8 protein-coding genes are annotated in these 19,210 nt (G+C 70.0%); 3 read left to right on the top strand and 5 right to left on the bottom strand.

Annotation, left to right across the window (positions count from 1 at the left end):
* Positions 1 to 5 precede the first annotated feature (5 nt).
* From ACOCMM_RS16035 to ACOCMM_RS16015, 5 genes are read right to left on the bottom strand one after another with little or no spacing between them, the layout of a single operon-like run.
* Entirely contained in the window at positions 6 to 821 is an 816-nt protein-coding gene (locus ACOCMM_RS16035) for a hypothetical protein (protein WP_419554130.1), read from the bottom strand.
* Positions 818 to 1,708 carry a type II secretion system F family protein gene (locus ACOCMM_RS16030; RefSeq protein ID WP_419554129.1) on the bottom strand — a complete coding sequence of 297 codons (891 nt, stop codon included), beginning with the start codon at positions 1,706 to 1,708 and terminating at the stop codon, positions 818 to 820. Before ACOCMM_RS16030 ends, ACOCMM_RS16035 begins: the two co-directional genes overlap by 4 nt.
* Positions 1,709 to 1,714: 6 nt before the next feature.
* Entirely contained in the window at positions 1,715 to 2,992 is a 1,278-nt protein-coding gene (locus ACOCMM_RS16025; RefSeq protein WP_419554128.1) for a CpaF family protein, read from the bottom strand.
* The gene (locus tag ACOCMM_RS16020) at positions 2,979 to 3,917 is read right to left on the bottom strand and encodes a hypothetical protein (RefSeq protein ID WP_419554127.1); all 939 of its coding nucleotides are present in this window, start codon (positions 3,915 to 3,917) and stop codon (positions 2,979 to 2,981) included. Before ACOCMM_RS16020 ends, ACOCMM_RS16025 begins: the two co-directional genes overlap by 14 nt.
* Complete coding sequence (locus ACOCMM_RS16015) at positions 3,899 to 5,011, bottom strand: SAF domain-containing protein (RefSeq protein ID WP_419554126.1); 1,113 nt, start codon at positions 5,009 to 5,011, stop codon at positions 3,899 to 3,901. The genes ACOCMM_RS16020 and ACOCMM_RS16015 overlap by 19 nt, the downstream gene beginning before the upstream one ends.
* A gap of 191 nt (positions 5,012 to 5,202) precedes the next feature.
* Here ACOCMM_RS16015 and ACOCMM_RS16010 point away from each other — a divergent pair, with 191 nt between their 5' ends.
* The 3 genes from ACOCMM_RS16010 to ACOCMM_RS16000 all read left to right on the top strand — a co-directional run bounded on the left by ACOCMM_RS16010 (position 5,203) and on the right by ACOCMM_RS16000 (position 19,198).
* Positions 5,203 to 14,802 (top strand): hypothetical protein, encoded by a 9,600-nt coding sequence (locus ACOCMM_RS16010; RefSeq protein ID WP_419554125.1) that lies wholly within the window; start codon positions 5,203 to 5,205, stop codon positions 14,800 to 14,802.
* Positions 14,803 to 14,806: 4 nt separating this feature from the next.
* Positions 14,807 to 16,297, top strand: a complete 1,491-nt coding sequence (locus ACOCMM_RS16005; protein ID WP_419554124.1) for a hypothetical protein — start codon at positions 14,807 to 14,809, stop codon at positions 16,295 to 16,297.
* Between the two features lie 159 nt (positions 16,298 to 16,456).
* Positions 16,457 to 19,198 carry a hypothetical protein gene (locus ACOCMM_RS16000; protein ID WP_419554123.1) on the top strand — a complete coding sequence of 914 codons (2,742 nt, stop codon included), beginning with the start codon at positions 16,457 to 16,459 and terminating at the stop codon, positions 19,196 to 19,198.
* The last annotated feature ends 12 nt before the right edge of the window (positions 19,199 to 19,210 follow it).

Below are 19,210 nucleotides of genomic sequence, written 5' to 3'. Positions count from 1 at the left end.
ATCGCTCAGGGAGCGCCGGCAATGATGCCGCCGGTCAGCGACACGAACGGCGGGTAGACGAGAATCGCCGCGAGCGCGAGCGCCACTCCGGTCGCGGGCAGCACGATGACTTGATTGCGCCGCTCGGCACGTTCGCGTTCTCGCTGCATCGTGTCGCGCCACAGCGTGTCGGCCGCGACCAGGACCGCGTCGGAGACCTGCGTCCCGCGTTGCGCGGCCAGCCCGAATGCTGCGACGGCGGGCGCCAGGTTGTGCAGTCCGTAGCGTTCGACTAGGTCTACGAGGCCTTCCCACGCGGGGCGGCGTGCGTGCTGGGCTGCCAGCAGGTGCCGGTGCAGCAGGCGCCACGTGGGACGGCTGCCTGCGCGGGCGGCGGCGAGCATCGCCGCGGCGGGCTCGACCCCTGCGGTGACCTGCTGCGCGACCAGCACGATCCATTGGCGGATGACCTGGTCGAGCTCGGCGCGTGTCTTGCGTGCGGTGTCGCGCACGCCTTGGCGCGGCAGGAGCCAGCCCACAAACCCGAGCAGCGCAGCGAGACCCACGGCGCCGAACGCGGTGTCGGCCCACAGCCGCGACATCGCTGCGCCGACGGCGAGGCCTCCCACCAGGCCGGCGGCGCGCTGCACGGCGTAGGGCCGGGGCCGGACCCCGGCAAGACGCAGCTGCTGTGCTGCGGCCTCGCCGGGCTCGGGCAGCAGCCGCGCGGCCGCATTGGCCGCAACCCGAGGCCCCGGCACGCGCCGGCCGGCGATCGCTGCGGCCACCAGCACGATGCCGACACTGAACACGGCCGCGGCGGCAACCGCCACGCCGCTCACAGCGGCTCCTTGGCCCCACGGCGCCGCCGCAGCGGGGCGAGCACCGAGGGATCCACGCGGACGACGGAGTGGTACACCAAGAACCCCGTGGCGCCCAGCAGCACGAACGCGATCATGGTCAGCACGAGCTGGCCGGTGGGGGTGCGGTACGGCGCGAAGTACGAGGCGTTGTTGCGGTACATCAGCGTCACCACGCCGCCGGCAAGTCCGAGCAGCGCGATCGTCTGGGTCCACAGCTGCACCACGGCCTCGGTTCGTGCCCGGTGGAGGCTGACGACGTCGCCCATGCGATTGCACAGTCCCAGCAGGGGTTCGGTCAACGCTCCTCCCGAAGCTGCGGCCATCCGCAACCCCACGGCGACTTCGGGCTCCCACACGTCTCCGGCGGCGGCCAGCTCGTCGAGCGCCGCGTCGATCCCGTGCAGCTCAGCGGTCGAGGCCACCCGGCCGACGATGTGGGCGATCTCGCTGGGCGCGTGCTCGGTGCTGCCTCTCAGCGAATCGGTGAGCCCGGCGCCCGAACGGGTCAGCTCGGCGAGCTGTCGAGTCCACAGCTGCCACGCCAAGGCCTCACGGGTCTGTCTGCGCCGTCGACGGGGTGCCATCACGAACGGAGGCAGCAACGCCCCCAAGCCCCCCAGCAGCGCTGCCATTCCCCACAGGCCGGTCGCTGCGTAGCCCACCGCAGTGCCGCCGACGACCGCGATCGCCTGCACTGCTGCCTGGCCTGACAGGCCGCGTTGCCGCCGCGGGAGTGCGGAGGCGGCGCCTACAGCAAGAACGGCGGCAGCCTCGGTGCGGCGGCGAGGCACCAGGCCGGCGATCGCTGCGACAACTGCAGCGAATCCCACCGAGAAGGTGAGTGCGAACCCCAGCGGCCAGTGCATCGTCGCTCAGTCCCCAGCCGGCCAGCCCGAGGTGTCCAGCCCGCCTTCGGAAAGCCGTTCGATGACCTCAGGGTTGCGAGGCCGCCCTCGCAGTTCCAGCGGGCCGCTTCGCTGGCGGCGGCCGAAGATGTCATGGACCTCGAAACGGTCCTCGGGCGATCCTGTGACCTCCGAGATCGTCCGCACGCCCCGAAAGCCGGTGCGGGGGTCGCTGTGCATGTGGACGACGAGGTGGATGACCTCAGCGGCTTCTTGGATCAGCGCGGACTGCGCGCCGGCGAGCCCCGCCGCCAAGCAGTAGCGCACGAGCCGGCTCAGTGCCTGTCGCGACGACGACGCGTGGATGGTCGCCATGGAGCCGTCCGAGCCGGTGCCGCACGCGGACAGGAATGTGGCCGCTTCAGGCCCCCGCAATTCGCCGACGATGACCCGGTCCGCCCCCGAACGCAGCGAACGCTTCGCGAGTTCCTCCATGGTGATCTCGCCCTCGCCGTCGCTGTTCGCCTCCCGCGTCTCCACGGCGAAGGTGAACGGGTGCGATTCGTCCAAGAACAGCTCGAAGGTCTGCTCAAGGGTGCAGACGATCTCGTTCGGTCCGACCTCGCCGAGCAGGGCGCGCAGCAGCGTCGTCTTGCCCGACCCGAGCGCCCCGCACACCAGCACGTTCGCCGGCGCCGGCGGTCGGACCGCGGCGCGCAGGAACTCGCTGGCTTGCTCGGACACCGATTCGTTGCGGACCAGGTCGTCGAGCCGGATCAGGCGGTGGCGGTGGCAGCGGACCGTCAGATACGGGGTGCCGCACACCGCCATTGCGGCGAAAATTCGCTCCCCGGTGCGCAGCCGCAGGTCCAGCAGCGGGGCGGCGTGGTCGAAGCGGCGGCCGGTCTGCCCGTGGGTGGTCGCAAGGTGCGAGATGAAGCGGATCATCTCGTCCTCGCTGTCGAACAGCGGTTCGGCAATGCGTTCGAGCCGGCCTCCGCTGAGGCCCAGCACAGCCCGACGCGGCCCGAACGCGTAGAGGTTCTCCACCTCGGGCCGTCGCAGGAATTCCTCGATGGGGCCGGTCCCGAGCTGTGCTTCGAGCAGCGCGTCGAGCCACGCCAGGTCGTCGTCGGTGAGTCCTTCGCCGTGCTCGTCAAGCGAGCGGGCCTCGCGGGCACGGATGGTGTCGCGGGCGAGCCGGCGGCACGCATCTGCGACTTCGTCGAGTTCGCCCTCAGAGCCCAGGCGAAGCTCTTGCACGTCTGGGAGCAGTGCGTCCCAGATTTCCTCACGCAGCGTCATGGCCTCTCTTCTTTCGGCGAAGCGAACGCGAGGGCGGCGCCGGCGGGCGGCCCAGCCGCGGCGAGGACAGAACCGTCTCGGCCGGCGGCTCGGTGAGGCCCGCGGCGATCTTGTCGATGGCGGCGAGCACTCGGCGGTCCCCCAGACGCGCACGCCCGCCCAGCAGCGCCGAGTCGCGGACCTGCCCGAGCCGACCCACGACCGCGATGCCCGTCTCGGCGTCGATGATGGCGTCGCTGATCCCGGCTTGTCCTTCGATGATCAGTCGTGCATTCGAGCGCTGCCAGCCTCCCGCCGCATACTTGTCGGCCGCCTGCCTGAGCGCCATCAGCTGCGATGCGTCGCTCACTTGGGATGCGATGGCCGTGACTGATGCGCGCTCGAGGAGCTCGACATGAATCTCGTCGGGCAGCCCCGGCAGCGATACGACCACCCAGCGGTGTGCCCGAAGCGCTGCCAACTCGCCTGCGTGATCGGCCAGCCAGCGCGCCGAGCGACGTGCGCCCGAGGGATGCGTGGGAGCGAACAGCGCCCACAGCGACCCGCCCCCCACTTCAAGGGTCCAGCAGTGCTCGCGCAATGAGTCGGCCTCGATGCCCCGCCGAGCTGCGATGAGTGACGGCATGCCGCGCTCAGAGGGCGAGAACGCTTTGTGGGTCGCCTTGCTCAGGCGCTTCGCGAGACCCGAGCCGGATGCGTCGGCGTCCACCAGCAGCACCTCTCGGCCCCCAGCGGCCCACGAACGGGCGGACGCGACCGCCAGCGACCCGATGTCGTACCCGGTGCCGCCGCCGGCGCACACCGCGAGCACCTCGCGTTCGGGCGCCGCTCCGGGCTCGTCGCCGTCCGCGCGCACTTCAGCGGCGGGGCCCGCGCGCTTGGGCGCACGCCTGCGAGGCCGTCTGCTCAGGAGCCTTGCTGCCACTGCTCGCGCCACTCCTCGTTCAGGCGTTCCGCCAGGTCAGCGAGGTCGGAGCCGTCAGCGACCCGCAGCACCATCGGCGCGGCACCCAGGCGAACGGGAAGCGACTTCCACCACACCCAGTCCTCGGGCGGCACCCACAATCCGAGCACCCCGTCCTCGAAGTGCTCCAGCGTCAGAGCACGCAGCACCGATCGCGGACGGCCAGCGCTGCCACCCCCGGCCACGGCGCCCGGGTCCACCAGCAGCACCAGGTCGCCCTTGCGGACACCCGAGGGAGCCAAGCTCAGATCGAGATGCACGAGCACCTCCAGCTCGCCCGGCGCCGCCTCAGCCAGCCAGTCGCGGCCGAACGGGTGCAGGGTCGCAGCAGCGGCTTGGTGCTCTGCGAGCCACAGCCGGTCGAGCTCGGCCGCCAACTCACCGGCATCGCCGCCCAACGGCACGGGCAGCATCATGGGCGTCGCCCCCAGCGTCTGCGCGAGCGCCCGCCACCACACCCACTCAACCGGCGGCACATACAGACGCACACTCGAGCCGTCGAAACGGTGCAGCACCAGATTGCGCAGGACTTTCCGGGGCCGTCCCGGCTGGCCTGCAGACGGATTTCGCCCCGGGTCGATGAGCAGCACCCGATCGCCCTCGAACAGGCCCGACGGCGCCAGGCTGGTGTCGATCGGGACGACTACCTCGAGTTCGTCGCCGATCGGCTCCGATGCCGCGGTGACCAGCAGATGCGGCCCTACGAGTGCGCCCGCAGGCACATGGTCGGCAACTACGAACCCTGCCAGCGACGCCGGCGCGTCGGCGGTCCAGGCGATGTGGGGGATGTCGCCCAGCAGCGCTTCGTCCGCCGCGAAATCGGAAGGCTCCAGCACCTCACCCGCGGCCAGGTCCCGTGCCGCGACCACCACCGGCACGCGCTCGTCGAACGCGTCTGCGGTGTACACGAAGCCCGCAGCGCTGCCCGCCGCCAAGGCGAGGCCGCCCAGCGCGAGGAGCACCCTGCGCACCGCCGCGGGAAGAGCGCGCCGGGTCCGCGGCGGCCGGAGCGCGCCATGGTCGTTGTCGGCCTCGGGCGAGTCGCGTTCGTCCAAGGTGGGCTGCCTCCAGTGGCGTGGGTCGCGTCGGTCGCCGGGCGGCGAGTGAGGTGTGGGTGCTGTTGGGGGCGCCGGTGGTGGTTGGGGGGTGAGCGGCGCTTCGTGTCGGATCCTATGTGATTCATGTTTATATGCGTAGTATGCGCGTCTGTTGAGGTGCCCGCGGTCGGGTGTCTCGGAGGTGTGCTGTGGGGCGTTGGCGGCGTGTCGGGGTTGCTGTGGCGGCGGCGGGCGCCCTCGTCGGGGTGCTGGCGCTGTGGGCGCCGCTTGCGTCGGCGAATGTGACGGGCATTTCGGTGTCGGTGTCCTCTGGTGGGTCGTGTTGGGATGTGTCGACGCCGTCGGGGTTTGATGATGCGTTCTCGTGCTCTTTGGTGGAGGGCGGTTCGTTGGTGGTGGTGGGCTCGGCGACCAGCAATCGGAACTCGTTGCGGTTGTGGTGGTCGAGCACTGGTGGTGTGTCTGATCGGGAGTCCCAGGGTGCGTTGCAGGTGGATGTGCTGCCGGATTTCTCGACTCGGTATTGGCGTGAGAACACCGCCACGCTGACGTGCACGTCTGACGGGACGGCGACGCTGACGGCTCGGGACAGTTCCGATACCGACAGGGTCAAGCTGACGGTCGACTGCGTGCCGCCGCCTGAGGTGTCGATTTCGGGCTGGGGCGGCGAGCGGCGTCAGTTGTTGCGTCCTGGGACGGTGACGCTGTCGGACGGTTTCGATGTGTCGCCGTCGGACGCGGTGTGCACGTCGGATCAGGTGAACAGCGGCACCCCGGCGACGGTGGGTCCCCCGGTCGGGTCGGGGTCGCGGCGCACGGTGTCGGTGACGGTGATCGACAGCGATCCGGCGGTGGTGGAGGTGGAGTGCTCGCGGACGGGTTATGTCACGGCGTCTGAGCGGGCGACGTTCGTGGCGCTTGCCCCGTCGGTGTCGATCACTGCGGTGTCGGGCGACACCCGCGACGGGCCGGGGGCGATGACGGGGTCGTTCACGGTGTCGCCGTCGTGGGCGCGCTGCTCTGCTGAGCACTGGTCGGGCATCACTGCTGAGGTGGACCCCTCCACCGGCACCACCGCGTCGCGCACTGTGTCGGTGAACACGATCGTGGACGGCACGCCGCGCACGGGCGCGCTGAGGGCGCGGGTGTCGTGCGACGCGACGGGCTATGAGACGGCGACGGCGACGGCGTTGTTCTCGGCGCGGCGCATCGCGGTCGAGGTCGTCGGTTTCGTCGACGCGTCGGGCGACGCGGACAACGACGCGGTCGAGTCGTTCCTGGCGCGGCCCGACACGGCGTCGTGCACCGCTGCGCGGGTGTCGGGCGACCCTGACGCCGATGTGGCGATCGCGGACACCTCGAATCCGGACGAGGATCTGGAGGGGCATTGGACGGTGACGGTGGGCTCCGATGTGGTGGGCGCCGTGGGTGTGGAGGTGCGCTGCACCGCGCCCGCGTACTACGCGGGCACCGACACGGAGAGCTTCGTGTTCGCGGCGCTGCGGGAGGTGTCGATTTCGGGCTGGGGCGGCGAGCGGCGTCAGTTGTTGCGTCCTGGGACGGTGACGCTGTCGGACGGTTTCGATGTGTCGCCGTCGGACGCGGTGTGCACGTCGGATCAGGTGAACAGCGGCACCCCGGCGACGGTGGGTCCCCCGGTCGGGTCGGGGTCGCGGCGCACGGTGTCGGTGACGGTGATCGACAGCGATCCGGCGGTGGTGGAGGTGGAGTGCTCGCGGACGGGTTATGTCACGGCGTCTGAGCGGGCGACGTTCGTGGCGCTTGCCCCGTCGGTGTCGATCACTGCGGTGTCGGGCGACACCCGCGACGGGCCGGGGGCGATGACGGGGTCGTTCACGGTGTCGCCGTCGTGGGCGCGCTGCTCTGCTGAGCACTGGTCGGGCATCACTGCTGAGGTGGACCCCTCCACCGGCACCACCGCGTCGCGCACTGTGTCGGTGAACACGATCGTGGACGGCACGCCGCGCACGGGCGCGCTGAGGGCGCGGGTGTCGTGCGACGCGACGGGCTATGAGACGGCGACGGCGACGGCGTTGTTCTCGGCGCGGCGCATCGCGGTCGAGGTCGTCGGTTTCGTCGACGCGTCGGGCGACGCGGACAACGACGCGGTCGAGTCGTTCCTGGCGCGGCCCGACACGGCGTCGTGCACCGCTGCGCGGGTGTCGGGCGACCCTGACGCCGATGTGGCGATCGCGGACACCTCGAATCCGGACGAGGATCTGGAGGGGCATTGGACGGTGACGGTGGGCTCCGATGTGGTGGGCGCCGTGGGTGTGGAGGTGCGCTGCACCGCGCCCGCGTACTACGCGGGCACCGACACGGAGAGCTTCGTGTTCGCGGCGCTGCGGGAGGTGTCGATTTCGGGCTGGGGCGGCGAGCGGCGTCAGTTGTTGCGTCCTGGGACGGTGACGCTGTCGGACGGTTTCGATGTGTGGCCGTCGGACGCGGTGTGCACGTCGGATCAGGTGAACAGCGGCACCCCGGCGACGGTGGGTCCCCCGGTCGGGTCGGGGTCGCGGCGCACGGTGTCGGTGACGGTGATCGACAGCGATGCGGCGGTGGTGGAGGTGGAGTGCTCGCGGACGGGTTATGTCACGGCGTCTGAGCGGGCGACGTTCGTGGCGCTTGCCCCGTCGGTGTCGATCACTGCGGTGTCGGGCGACACCCGCGACGGGCCGGGGGCGATGACGGGGTCGTTCACGGTGTCGCCGTCGTGGGCGCGCTGCTCTGCTGAGCACTGGTCGGGCATCACTGCTGAGGTGGACCCCTCCACCGGCACCAGCGCGTCGCGCACTGTGTCGGTGGACACGGTCGTGGACGGCACGCCGCGCACGGGCGCGCTGAGGGCGCGGGTGTCGTGCGACGCGACGGGCTATGAGACGGCGACGGCGACGGCGTTGTTCTCGGCGCGGCGCATCGCGGTCGAGGTCGTCGGTTTCGTCGACGCGTCGGGCGACGCGGACAACGACGCGGTCGAGTCGTTCCTGGCGCGGCCCGACACGGCGTCGTGCACCGCTGCGCGGGTGTCGGGCGACCCTGACGCCGATGTGGCGATCGCGGACACCTCGAATCGGGACGAGGGTCTGGTGGGGCATTGGACGGTGAGGGTGGGCTCCGATGTGGTGGGCGCCGTGGGTGTGGAGGTGCGCTGCACCGTGCCCGCGTACTACGCGGGCACCGACACGGAGAGCTTCGTGTTCGCGGCGCTGCCGGCCGTGTCGATCAGCGATCCGGTCGGCGGCTCGCGCGACGGGCCGGGGACGATGACGGGGTCGTTCACGGTGGCGCCCGAGACCGCTGTGTGCACGTCTGGGCACGCGTCGGGGATCGCGGCGGCGGTGGGCGCCCCGGCGGGGGCGGACACCGCGACGCGCACTGTGGGGGTGGACACGGTCGTGGGCGGCACGCCGCGCACCGGCGAGGTGTCGGTGAGGGTGAGCTGCTCGCTGGCAGAAGACCCCTCGGTGACCGACACGCGCGTTTTGTCGTTCGAGGCGCGGCGCGTCGCGGTGTCGATCGTCGGGCTGCGCGGCGAGGTGACCGCCGACGCGGCTCCTCCTGCGGGCGAGGGGTTCACGGTGGCGCCCGCTGCGGAGGGGTTCTTGGTGATGCCGGTCGGTGCGCACTGCACGCCGACGGTGGTCTCGGGCGACGAGAACGCCGTCGCGGTCATCACCGAGGATTCCGATGAGGCAGCGCTGAGGCTGCTGAGCGTGACCTCGGGTGTGGCGGGCACCGTGGGTGTGCAGGTGCGCTGCACGGCGGCTGCCTACCACGACGGCACCGACACGGTCGACGTCGTGTTCGCGGCGCTGGCGGTGGTGGTGATCTCGGGTTTCGAGGGCGCTGTGGGGTCCGCGGCGGATCTGTCGGGCGGTTTCGGGGTGTCGCCCGCGTCGGCGAGCTGCCGGAGGGTCTTCGAGGGCATCGACGCGACGGTCACGTTCACCGACGACGACGGTGCCGATCGCGTGGTGAGGGTTGCGGTGACGGGCTCGGCGACGGGGAAGGTGACTGTCACGGTCACCTGCACCGCGACGCGGCACGTCTCGGCGTCGGCGACTGCGGAGTTCGTGCGCACGGGGGACTGCTCGACCGATCTGGGACTGCTGGAGGCGGGCACCGTGACGCGCAGCGGGACGCTGTCGGCGACCGATGGGTGCCGGTCGTGGGTGCGCGGCAGCGAGTCGTCGCCGAACCACGCGCGCCGCTACACGCTGCGGGTCCCCGCGGCGTCGAGGATCACGGTGGACGCGTCGTCGTCGGCGGTGGACCTGTACCTGTACGCGTTGCGCGGCAGCGGCGCCGCGGCGCAGGTGCTGGGCTCGGACAACAACAGCGGCAGCGCGAACACCGGCGACGCGCGCCTCGCCGAGGTCCCGGTCGCTGCTGGTGTGGTCTATGTGATCGAGGTGACCACCAGCACCGCACGCGACACCGGTGCGTTCACATTGACGGTGCTCACCGCCGCGGACCTGCCGCTGGTGCACATCACCGGGCTCGGCAGCAGGATCGAGCCGGGGTTCGGCACCGTGACCGTCGACGAGGGCTTCACGGTGGATCCCCCCACGGCCGTGTGCTCTTCTTCGCCGCTGGGCGTCGTCACCGAAGGCGCCGAGGCCGCCGACCGGACGCTCAGCGCCGATCTGAGGGTCGGCACGACCACAGCGGAGACGGTGACGTGCTCGGCGGACGGCCACGCCGACGGCACACAGAACGTGCAGCTGAGCGCGCGCTCCGCCGCGGCGGTGTCCAACGTGAGCGTGACCGCGACCGCTCGGGGCAGCTGCACCCCGACGACCGCCGCGGGGTTCGACAAGGCATATGCCTGCACGATGACCCGCGGGGACTCCCTGGAGGTGTCGGCCGCGGCGGACGCGAACACCGGCGGGGCGCGGATCGGGTGGGCTGCGGCGGGCGGGGTCAGCGTCGTCGGGGGCGTGTCGCGGCCGGCGGCCCTGGTGAGCTCGCCCGACGGGGCGGTCTCGTATTGGCAGTCGGCGCGGACCGCGACGGTGGGCTGCACCGCGACCGGCACCGCGACGGTCACGGTCACCCTGGCCGACGCGGCCGACTACACCGCGCAGGTGACCGTCGCGTGCGAGGCGCCGACAGCGGTGCTCATTTCCGGCCTGGACGACACCGACCACAGCGGCGACGCGTCGGCGCCGGTGTCGGACTCCTTCGAGGTGACCCCCGGCACCGCAGAGTGCACGGCGTCGTCGACAGCGGGCACCGCCACGGTGACAGGCACGGGGAACCGTCGCACGGTGTCCGCCGCGGTCGCGTCGGGGGCGACGGCGACGGTCACGGTGTCGTGCTCCCAGGCGCCGCTGGCAGCCGACTCGGAGTCTGCGCTGTTCAGCGGCGAGCCCGTTGATGTGTGCAACGACCCGTTGGGCACGTTGGGCGAGGGCATCACGTCGGCGTCGGGGGTGATCGCGGCCGACGCGGCGTGCATCTCGACGCGTCGGCACCGCATCGCGCTCGGCTGGGCCTACTACACGCGACGGCACACGTTCTCGCTGGCGGGGCCGGCGACGGTCACGATCGACCTCGGCGACGACCGCTCCGACACCGCCACGCTGGACACGTTCTTGGTGCTGATCGGCGGCGACGACGCCGCGGCGGGCACCCGCATCGGCGCTGACGACGACGGCGGCGCACGCGGCACCGACAGCCGCCTGTCCGACGTGGACCTCGCCCGGGGCGTCTACACGATCGAGGCGACCACCTACGCGATCCGCGCGACCGGCGCCTACACCCTCGCAGTCGACGTCGCCTATGACAGCGAAGTCGTCATCGACGGCCCGGAGTCCTCGACGCTCGTCGGCGACGTTGACGTGAGCGGCGCCTTCACCGTCACACCCGCCGCAGCGGCATGCACCGCGGCGTCCACGGTGGGAACCGCGACGATCACGCCCGACACAGGGGCGACGCGCACCGTCACGCTGCCGATGGTCGCTCCCGCCTCTGCGGTGGTGACGGTCACCTGTGTTGCCGACGACCACGCCGACGGGATCGCCCGGGCGACCTTCGCGGTCACCGAGCCCGCCGAGGTGGCATCGGTCACGCTCACCAGCGGCGGGGCGTGCACTGCTGCTGGCGATCCGGCTGAGGGCGTCGATCAGGCTTTCGGGTGCGCGGTGGCCCTTGGCGGCACCGCCGCGTTGAACATCACCGCGGCCGCCAGCCACGCCGCGATCAGCCTCGCGTGGGCCACCACCGGCGACGACGTGACCGCAGCGCTGGGCACGGTGCCCGACGCCACGCTGGGACTCGACGGGCTCTGGCACACGACTGGGACCGCAACGCTGGGATGCACCGCGGCAGGCACCCACACCGCCACCTTGACGGTCACCGCCGGCACAGGCACCGATGTGGACACTCACCTCACCCGCCTCACGGTCACCTGCGGGTCTGCGGTGCGGATCGACGGCTTGGAGGACACGACGGGGTCGGGCAGCGCAACGGTGACGGTGAGCGACGAGTTCACCGTCGCTCCTGGGGCCGCGGCATGCACCGCGGCGCCGGTGGGCACCGTCACGGCGGGCCCTGAGGGGGTTGTGGGCGCTCGGGTGCTGAGCGCCGAGTTCGCCGTGCCCGCCGCGACGGCCATCACGGTCACCTGCACCGGCGTCGGCTACGCGGACGGTGTCGCCGATGTGGTGTTCGCTCACGCGGGCGCGGTGACGTCGGTGTCGGTGACGGCGACGTCGGGAGGGACGTGCGCTGCGGCGGCGGCGCCGTCGGGCGTGGACGCGGCGTTGGACTGCGACATGGCCGCCGACGCGCCGCTGGTGTTGTCGGTCGCTGCGGATGCGTCCGCGTTCGGGCCGTCGCTGGGGTGGGCCACCAGCGGGGGTGTGAGTCGGGTGCGCAGCACCCAGTCCCAGCGTGCGAGTCCGCTGGTGGTGCTGGGGGCGTCGCTGGGCAGCTGGCGGCGCACCGGCACGGTGACGCTGTCGTGCACCCAGAACGGCACTGCGACGCTGACGGTGAGCTTGCCCGCAGCCGCCAGCCATCTCACACAAGTGAGCGCCGATTGCCAGGACAGAGTCCAGATCACGGGCCTGTCCGACACGACACACACGGGCGCGGGCACCGTGACGGTGACAGACGGGTTCAGCGTGGAGCCTGCCGGGGCGTCGTGCACCGCGACCGCGACCGCCGGCACGCCCACGGTCACGGCAGGCACCGGCGGGGCTCGCACCGCGAGCGTGGGGGTGGCGGCGGGGTCCTCAGCAGATGTGACGGTGACGTGCACTCATGCCGGCCGGGCGGAGGGCACTGCCACGGTGGCGTTCGCGGCTCGGACCGCTGACAGCTGCGCGGAGCACATGGGCACGCTGGGGGTGGGCACCACGACACGCAGCGGGACGGTCGCGGCTGTCTCGGGATGCACCTCGCCCCAGCGTCGCCGCGACGGCGGCACCTCTGGGAGCTATTACGCGCGTCGTCATGGCTTCACGGTGTCGTCCCCGCTGCGGGTGCAGATCGATCTGGCGTCCGCAGCGACCAACACCAGCCGGCTCGACACCTATCTGTTGCTGCTGGAGGGCCACAGCCCCGACGGGACGGGCGCCGTTTTGGGCCGCAACGACGATGTCGGCTCCGGGCACGGCACTCACCGCTACAACTCGCGGCTCGCCGGGGTCGAGCTCGCGCCGGGCGACTACACCATCGAGGCCACCACCTACGGCAGCCGCCGCACCGGCGACTACACCCTCACCGTGGTCGCTGCTGGAGGCGCCGGCGCGGCATGCACCGACCATCTGGGCACCCTCCCAGCAGGCCGATACACCGCCGCCGGGACCGTCGCGGCCGTGCAGGGATGCACCTCGACCCATCGCGGCAGCCAGACCAGCAGACCCAATGCGCGCTGGCACACCTTCACCCTCGACGCCCCCGCATGGATCGACATCGACCTCGCCGCGTCGCCAGCCAGCACCTTGGACCCATATGTGCTGCTCCTGTCAGGACACGCCAACACCGGTGCGGTCCTGCACCAGGACGACAACAGCGGCATCGCCACCGCAGCCCAGATCCACGACAAGTATCTCGAAGCCGGCGCCTACACCATCGAGACCACCGCTGCGACGCATACCGGGGTCGCCGGCACCGGCGACTACACCTTGACCGTCACCGTGCCCGTCAGCGGCCTCGCCCAGTCCGTCGACGCCACCGTCGATGAGCAGACCACCGTCAACTTCAACTACTGGCCGGTGACCCGCTCGGTTTCGTTCGGCTCGCAACGCTTGAGCACAGACATTCTGTACGACTATTTCGGTTTCGGCCACAGCGCAGCACGCGGATATGGCAGCGTCACGCTCTGGCCGGACCGAAGCGCGCCGCACGAGCTAGCGCTGTCGCTCGGCGCGGTGAGCAGCGGAAGCAGTTCAGGTGCGACTCAAGGTCGATCAAGCACGCGCAGTCCCACGGCTCGCCAGACCCGAACGGTTGACAGTCCTCGCGAATTCCTGTTCCGGGTGTTCTCGAGATGCGGCCCAGGCGAGAAGCTGAGCCCGAACAACCGGATCCTGTGCGTGGATGCTTCGGCGAATGTCGAGGTGCGAACTCCGGGCAAGGAAACCCCGGTCACGGTCGGAACGCTGTTGGCGATCGATCATGTCTCCAAGGAGGCCGTTCGGCTGCACGCCCGACCCTGCAGCAACGGGCTCACGGTGAAGCCTCGTCAGATCGCAGCGCTGCTCATTGCGATCGGCATCTACGAATTGGACATGTCGAGGGTCACCCCTCTGGGTGAGTTCGTCTATCGGTATCCGGCGCGCTCGGCTATGGGTCTTTCGCGGCAGGACTTTGGCTATGCCTTCTATTACTCGCGGGACGCGGCGGGCGTGTTCGGGCCGATGCGGGCGTACTGGCATGTGGGGGCGGGGATGTTCCAGCTCGACGACCGCTTCCGCGACAGCCAGGTCAATGCGATGACTCACGCAGAGCGCGCCGACATCCATATCGGCGGCAAGCTCGCCGCTGAGGACATCGTCGAGCACATCTGCGACGCCGACAGCCACGGCAGCTTTGAGGACCGGGCGAAGGTCGCGATGAGGCCGTGGCTGGGCTGCAGGAGGAACCTTGTCGAGAAGTGCGTGGATCAGACGTATCCGAAGCTGTACATCGCACGTGGCGACGACCTGTACGTGACCACCTATCTCGCGGCGGTTGACCCCGATCTGCCTGCGAATCCCAGAGTGCCTGCGTTTCCACTGGACTACACCGGCGACTACAGCCCACAGGGCGGCATCAAGAAGATGATGTGCCGCTGGGACACGAACCCCAGCAACGAGTTCGACTGCTACTTCTATGACACCGACAATCCGGAAGGCTGGTTCGACCGGGGCACGCCGGACGGCGCGAGCGTGAGACGGGCGTCTCCGAACCCGCTGGCTGCGCCTTTCTTCTCAGTCACAGGCCGCGTCAGGCGAGCGGTCGTGTTCCCTGCGAGCTTTCTGGGCAGCTCCGACTCATGGATCCGTTCTGTGCCGTTCGGCCGGAAGATCCACGAGACCGCGGAAGCGAACGCTGAGGTTCCCAGCCCCGATCCGAGGCTTCGGATCGATTGGACGCGGAACTCTCACGATTTCGGCGATGGCGTTCAGCGGATCCTTGAGGTGTGGACCCGCGAACGAAGCCCCTCTGATGGCGGTCCGCTCTGCGGCTGGGTGTCGGTCAACGACAACAGTTCCGCAGCGAACGGCCAGAACCTCGCCCGTTGTGTCCGCTACATGTACCCGAATCAGGGCTAGTGCGGTGAAACAGGGCAGCGGTGCTTCGAGTCTGCTTGGCGGTGGCTGTTTGGTGGTGCTGCTGGTTGCCGGGTGCACAGGTGGTGCTGTGGATTCCGCTGCGGTGGATGTTGCGATCTTCGACGGTTCTGTGTCGACGGTTGAGGTCGTTGCGCCAGTGCTTGAGACGGATTCGATCTCAGACGCCTCGGCCGGTCCCGAGACTGTCGGGGAGCCTGCTGGTCGCAACCAGGCTGCGGCTTCGCGCAGCGCGACGATGACAGCTCCGTTCGGGCGCGCTGATTTCTACGGCGGCGTCGGCGTGGTCCGTGACGGGGTGTGGGCGAGCTTGGGCCCCAATGACGTGCCGGGCCCGTTGTGGGACGCACCTGTGAATCCGAGGGCCAAGACGGCGGGGCGGGTGTATGACGTGTGCGTGCTGGAGGAGGCATGGATCATCTCCTATGGGTACGAGCCGGGCTCCGGGGTTCTTGCAAACTTCGCCGGTCCGTGGCGGCGCGATCACCGCGAATGCTCCACGGTCGACGATCCCGATCACGAGCCGTTCCCTCGATGGGCCTATGTGGGCGAAGTGCGGTCCAGCCCCTATTTCAGGACCAAGGCGGAGGCGTTCGCGTGGGGCCAGGAATTCGAGGATCAGATACGGCAGCTGATCAGCGGGCCGCTGCCGTTGTACGCGCAGCCGCTGGGCATGGTCGCAGAGTCTTGGTACGAGCCGATCGAGTTCGGCAGCGTCCTGGACTCGGCCGAGCCGGTCAGGGTCGTTCCCGAGTCCTTGGTATACCAAGCTGGGACGCTGCGGGGCCTGGTGCGCAACTGGTCCCCGACCCGATTCGCCTACAACCTGCGAGCCAGCCTAAGCGGCTCCAGTTGGCGCTGGCCCTTGTCGGTACAGCCCGGCGAGCTCGCACCATTCGAGCTCACCGGATTGGCCTTCGATGAGACCCCTGCGGCGGAAGACATCATCGTCGAGGCAGAGCTGCGCGACGACGCGGACCTCTCACGAGCCTTCGACTATTGGTGCTCGCCCCATTGGTTCGAAGGCAACGCTCATGACCTCTCCGGCCGGGTGCCGGACATCGTGTATATGACCCTGCCCCAGGACGGGCGCCACGCGATGGCTTACTACTGCGCGGAACTCGACCGACACGCCGCTTCCCACCCGGACTGGAAGTACGACAAGGAGCCCGTTGTCATCGACGACCTGCGCAGCTATGTCGCGTTCCTCGACTACAGCGGCCAGGTCATCGAAATACGCCAACTCGTCACCTTCACCGAGTATTACGTCGACGACGAGGACGGCAACTCGAGAATCCGGACCGAACTCATCAACAGCGTTCCCTATGAGAACGCCCACGGATGGACACAGTCAGGACCACCACATGCGTGGGTTGCCTTCGCGGCACCCGACGTCGGCGACAGCGACGACGGGTTCATCCACTCCGCACAATGGGTGCTCTGGCTCGGCGGCGCGCATCCCGACGTCCAGCCATAGCCTCGCGATGACTAAGGCGAGCTATCGGACGCCCGTTTGCGGCGTCAGCCGCAGCGAGGGCTGCATGCCCGCAGGCACCTCCAGCGGTGAAATTGTTCCGAACGACGACGACAACAGCGACAGCGCGAAGCGGCATGCACCACTGCGCCGGTGGGCGCCGTGACTGCGGGCATCGGCACCGAGTCATCGCAGCGCACCCTCACCGTCAGCCTGCCCGCGGGCACATCGTCGACGGTGACGGTCACCTGCACCAACACAGGCAACACCGACGGAATCGAGAAAGCGCTGTTCACAGCGGACGCAGTCACCGAGGTGGCTTCGGTCACGGTCACCGGCGGCGAGGCATGCACCGCCGCGCCGGGGGACCTCCCCGACGGCGTCGACCAGGCCTTCGAGTGCGCTGTGGCCCTCGACGGCACCGCCGCCCTGAGTGTCACCGCAGCTGCCAGCCACGCCACGATCAGCCTCGCATGGACCACCGCCAGCGACGACGTGACCGTCACCCTGGGCACCGTGCCCGACGACGACGCCCCCGGCCTCGACGGCCACTGGCACACCACCACGACCGCGACGCTGGGATGCACCGCAGCAGGCACCCACACCGCCACCCTCACCGTCACCGCCGGCACAGGCACCGACACCGACACTCACACCACCCGCTTCACCGTCACCTGCGGGACCGTCGTGCAGATCGATGGTCTGGAGGACACGACGGGGTCGGGTGCGGGAGCGGTGACGGTGAGCGACGAGTTCGCTGTCACTCCTGCGACCGCGCAGTGCACTGCGTTGCCGGTGGGCACAGTCACCGAGGGTCCTGAGGGGGTTGTGGGGGGTCGGGTGGTGAGCGTGGACTTCCCGGTGCCGGGCACGGCGTCGGTCACGGTGAGGTGTTCGTATGGGATCGGCACCGAGACCGCTGAGGAGGTCGAGTTCGTTCACGCCGGCGAGATCGGCTCGTTGGGGGTGCGCACGGTCGGCGGGGGGCGCTGTGATCCGGCGGCGGTGACGCCGTCGGGTGTGGAGGCGGCGTTGGTGTGCGTGATGGCGCCGGGCCGCCCCTTTGTGGTGGCTGCGGACGCGTCGGCGAATACGGCGCTGCTGGGGGTGGCGTGGGCTGTGGGGGCCGACGTCACGCTCGACGGCCACGATGCCGGGGTGGTGTCGCCCAGTTTCGGGTTCGGGGCGACGACGAGCTGGCATCGCACTGCGACGGCGACGCTGGGCTGCACCGCGGCGGGCACCGCGACAGCGACCGCGACGCTGCCCGGCGCGGGCTCCAAGACCGTCCAGCTGTCGGTGTCGTGCCTGGACGCGGTCGAGATCACGGGCCTCGAGGACGCCTCTGGCAGCGGCAGCGGCTCGTTGGGCGTAGCGGACGAGTTCACCGTGGTGCCCGCCACGGCGGTGTGCACGCCCAGCGTGGGGACGGTCACGACCGACACTGAGGGGCCCGCGGGGAACCGGACCCTCACGGTGCCGCTGGTCGCCCCCGACCGCGAGCGGGTCACCGTGTCGTGTACCGCTGGGGGCCGCGCGGGCACCGACCAGACGGTGACCTTCGACGCAGTCGAGCCGTGCAGCGACGATCTGGGCCGGCTCGCGCCTGGGGCGGTGACCCGCAGCGGCACCGTCACCGCGGACGCGTCGTGCACGTCGTCCAAGCGGCGCCCCGCCAGCAGCTGGGTGTATTACACGCGTCGGCACACGTTCTCGCTGGCGCAGCGGTCCTGGGTCACCGTCGAGCTGGAGTCGGCGTCGTCGAACGCGCGTCGGCTCGACACCTATGTGGTGCTGCTCGAAGGGCACAGCCCCAACGGGTCGGGGGCCAGGCTGGACCACAACGACGACGTCGGGTCGGGCCACGGCACCTACCGTCTCAACTCGCGTCTGTCAGGGGTCGAGCTCGACGCGGGCAGCTACACCATCGAGGCCACCACCTGGGGCATCAAAAAGACCGGCGACTACGACCTCGCCGTGTCCGCGGTCACCGTCAACGGCCTCACCAACGCGATGCACGTCGTGCAGAACAAGACCGCCAGCTTCGTGTTCGACTACGCACCCCCCGACGCAGTGCTCAGCATCCCCCCAGACGAGCTCTCCGCAGGCGTCACCGCCGCACTCACCCACGGCGGCGGATCAGCCACCCTCACCGTCACCGCCGCCAACACCGGCACCTACACCGCCAACATCAACCTCGCCATACCCCAAACCACCGCCGCCGCCACACGCGGCACACGCTCCATCACGACCCGCACCACCGCCACCCACGCCCCAGTCGACATCGAGAACGGCGGAACCGTCTGCACAACCGCACAGACCGTGGTCATCGCGGGCAGCTCGGTATGTGTGTCCTCAGCGGGGCCGTCGGTCACCATCCGCAAGCCCGCCGACGGCGACGACCCCGCAATCACGATCCCCGACAGCTGCGTGCAGAGCGTGCCACTCGGCCGCTGGTACCTGACCAGCCGCACGTGGCCCATCAATTCTGAGTGCGTCGTGCCGGTCGACGGCACCGACCATGTGGCCCAGTACTTCGCGTTCGAGATACGCGATCTGTCCGCCAAAGTGACCATTCGGCTGTCATCGGACGATCAGGACACCTACCTCGCGCTGTACTCAAACGACCCGATAGTGGACGGCATCGGCACCATCAACCTCGACGACGCACACGCCCACAACGACAACGTCTTCGACGACGCCGATGAAGACGACGAGTTCGTCTATCGGGATGAGCACATCACTGATTCCCGCTTGGAAGTGACGCTCAGCCGAGGCGTCTACGCCGTAGCCGCCACAACCGCCACCAGTGCTGCGCCGTCGTTGACTGACGAGTTCACGTTCAACATCAAGATCCCCACCAGCACCTGCCCAGCCCCGCCGCGCGACGGCTCGGGCTCCTAGACCCATGGGAGG

It is taken from the genome of Candidatus Poriferisodalis sp., assembly GCF_965198245.1.
Classification (GTDB): domain Bacteria; phylum Actinomycetota; class Acidimicrobiia; order Acidimicrobiales; family Poriferisodalaceae; genus Poriferisodalis.
Note: the sequence above shows the minus strand (reverse complement) of the source record. Positions and strands in the feature narration are given on the sequence as shown.

Excerpts from the sequence above, each read along its gene's own strand:
- ACOCMM_RS16025 (WP_419554128.1), bottom strand. The coding sequence starts at position 2,992 with ATGACGCTGCGTGAGGAAATCTGGGACGCACTGCTCCCAGACGTGCAA.
- ACOCMM_RS16030 (WP_419554129.1), bottom strand. The coding sequence starts at position 1,708 with ATGCACTGGCCGCTGGGGTTCGCACTCACCTTCTCGGTGGGATTCGCT.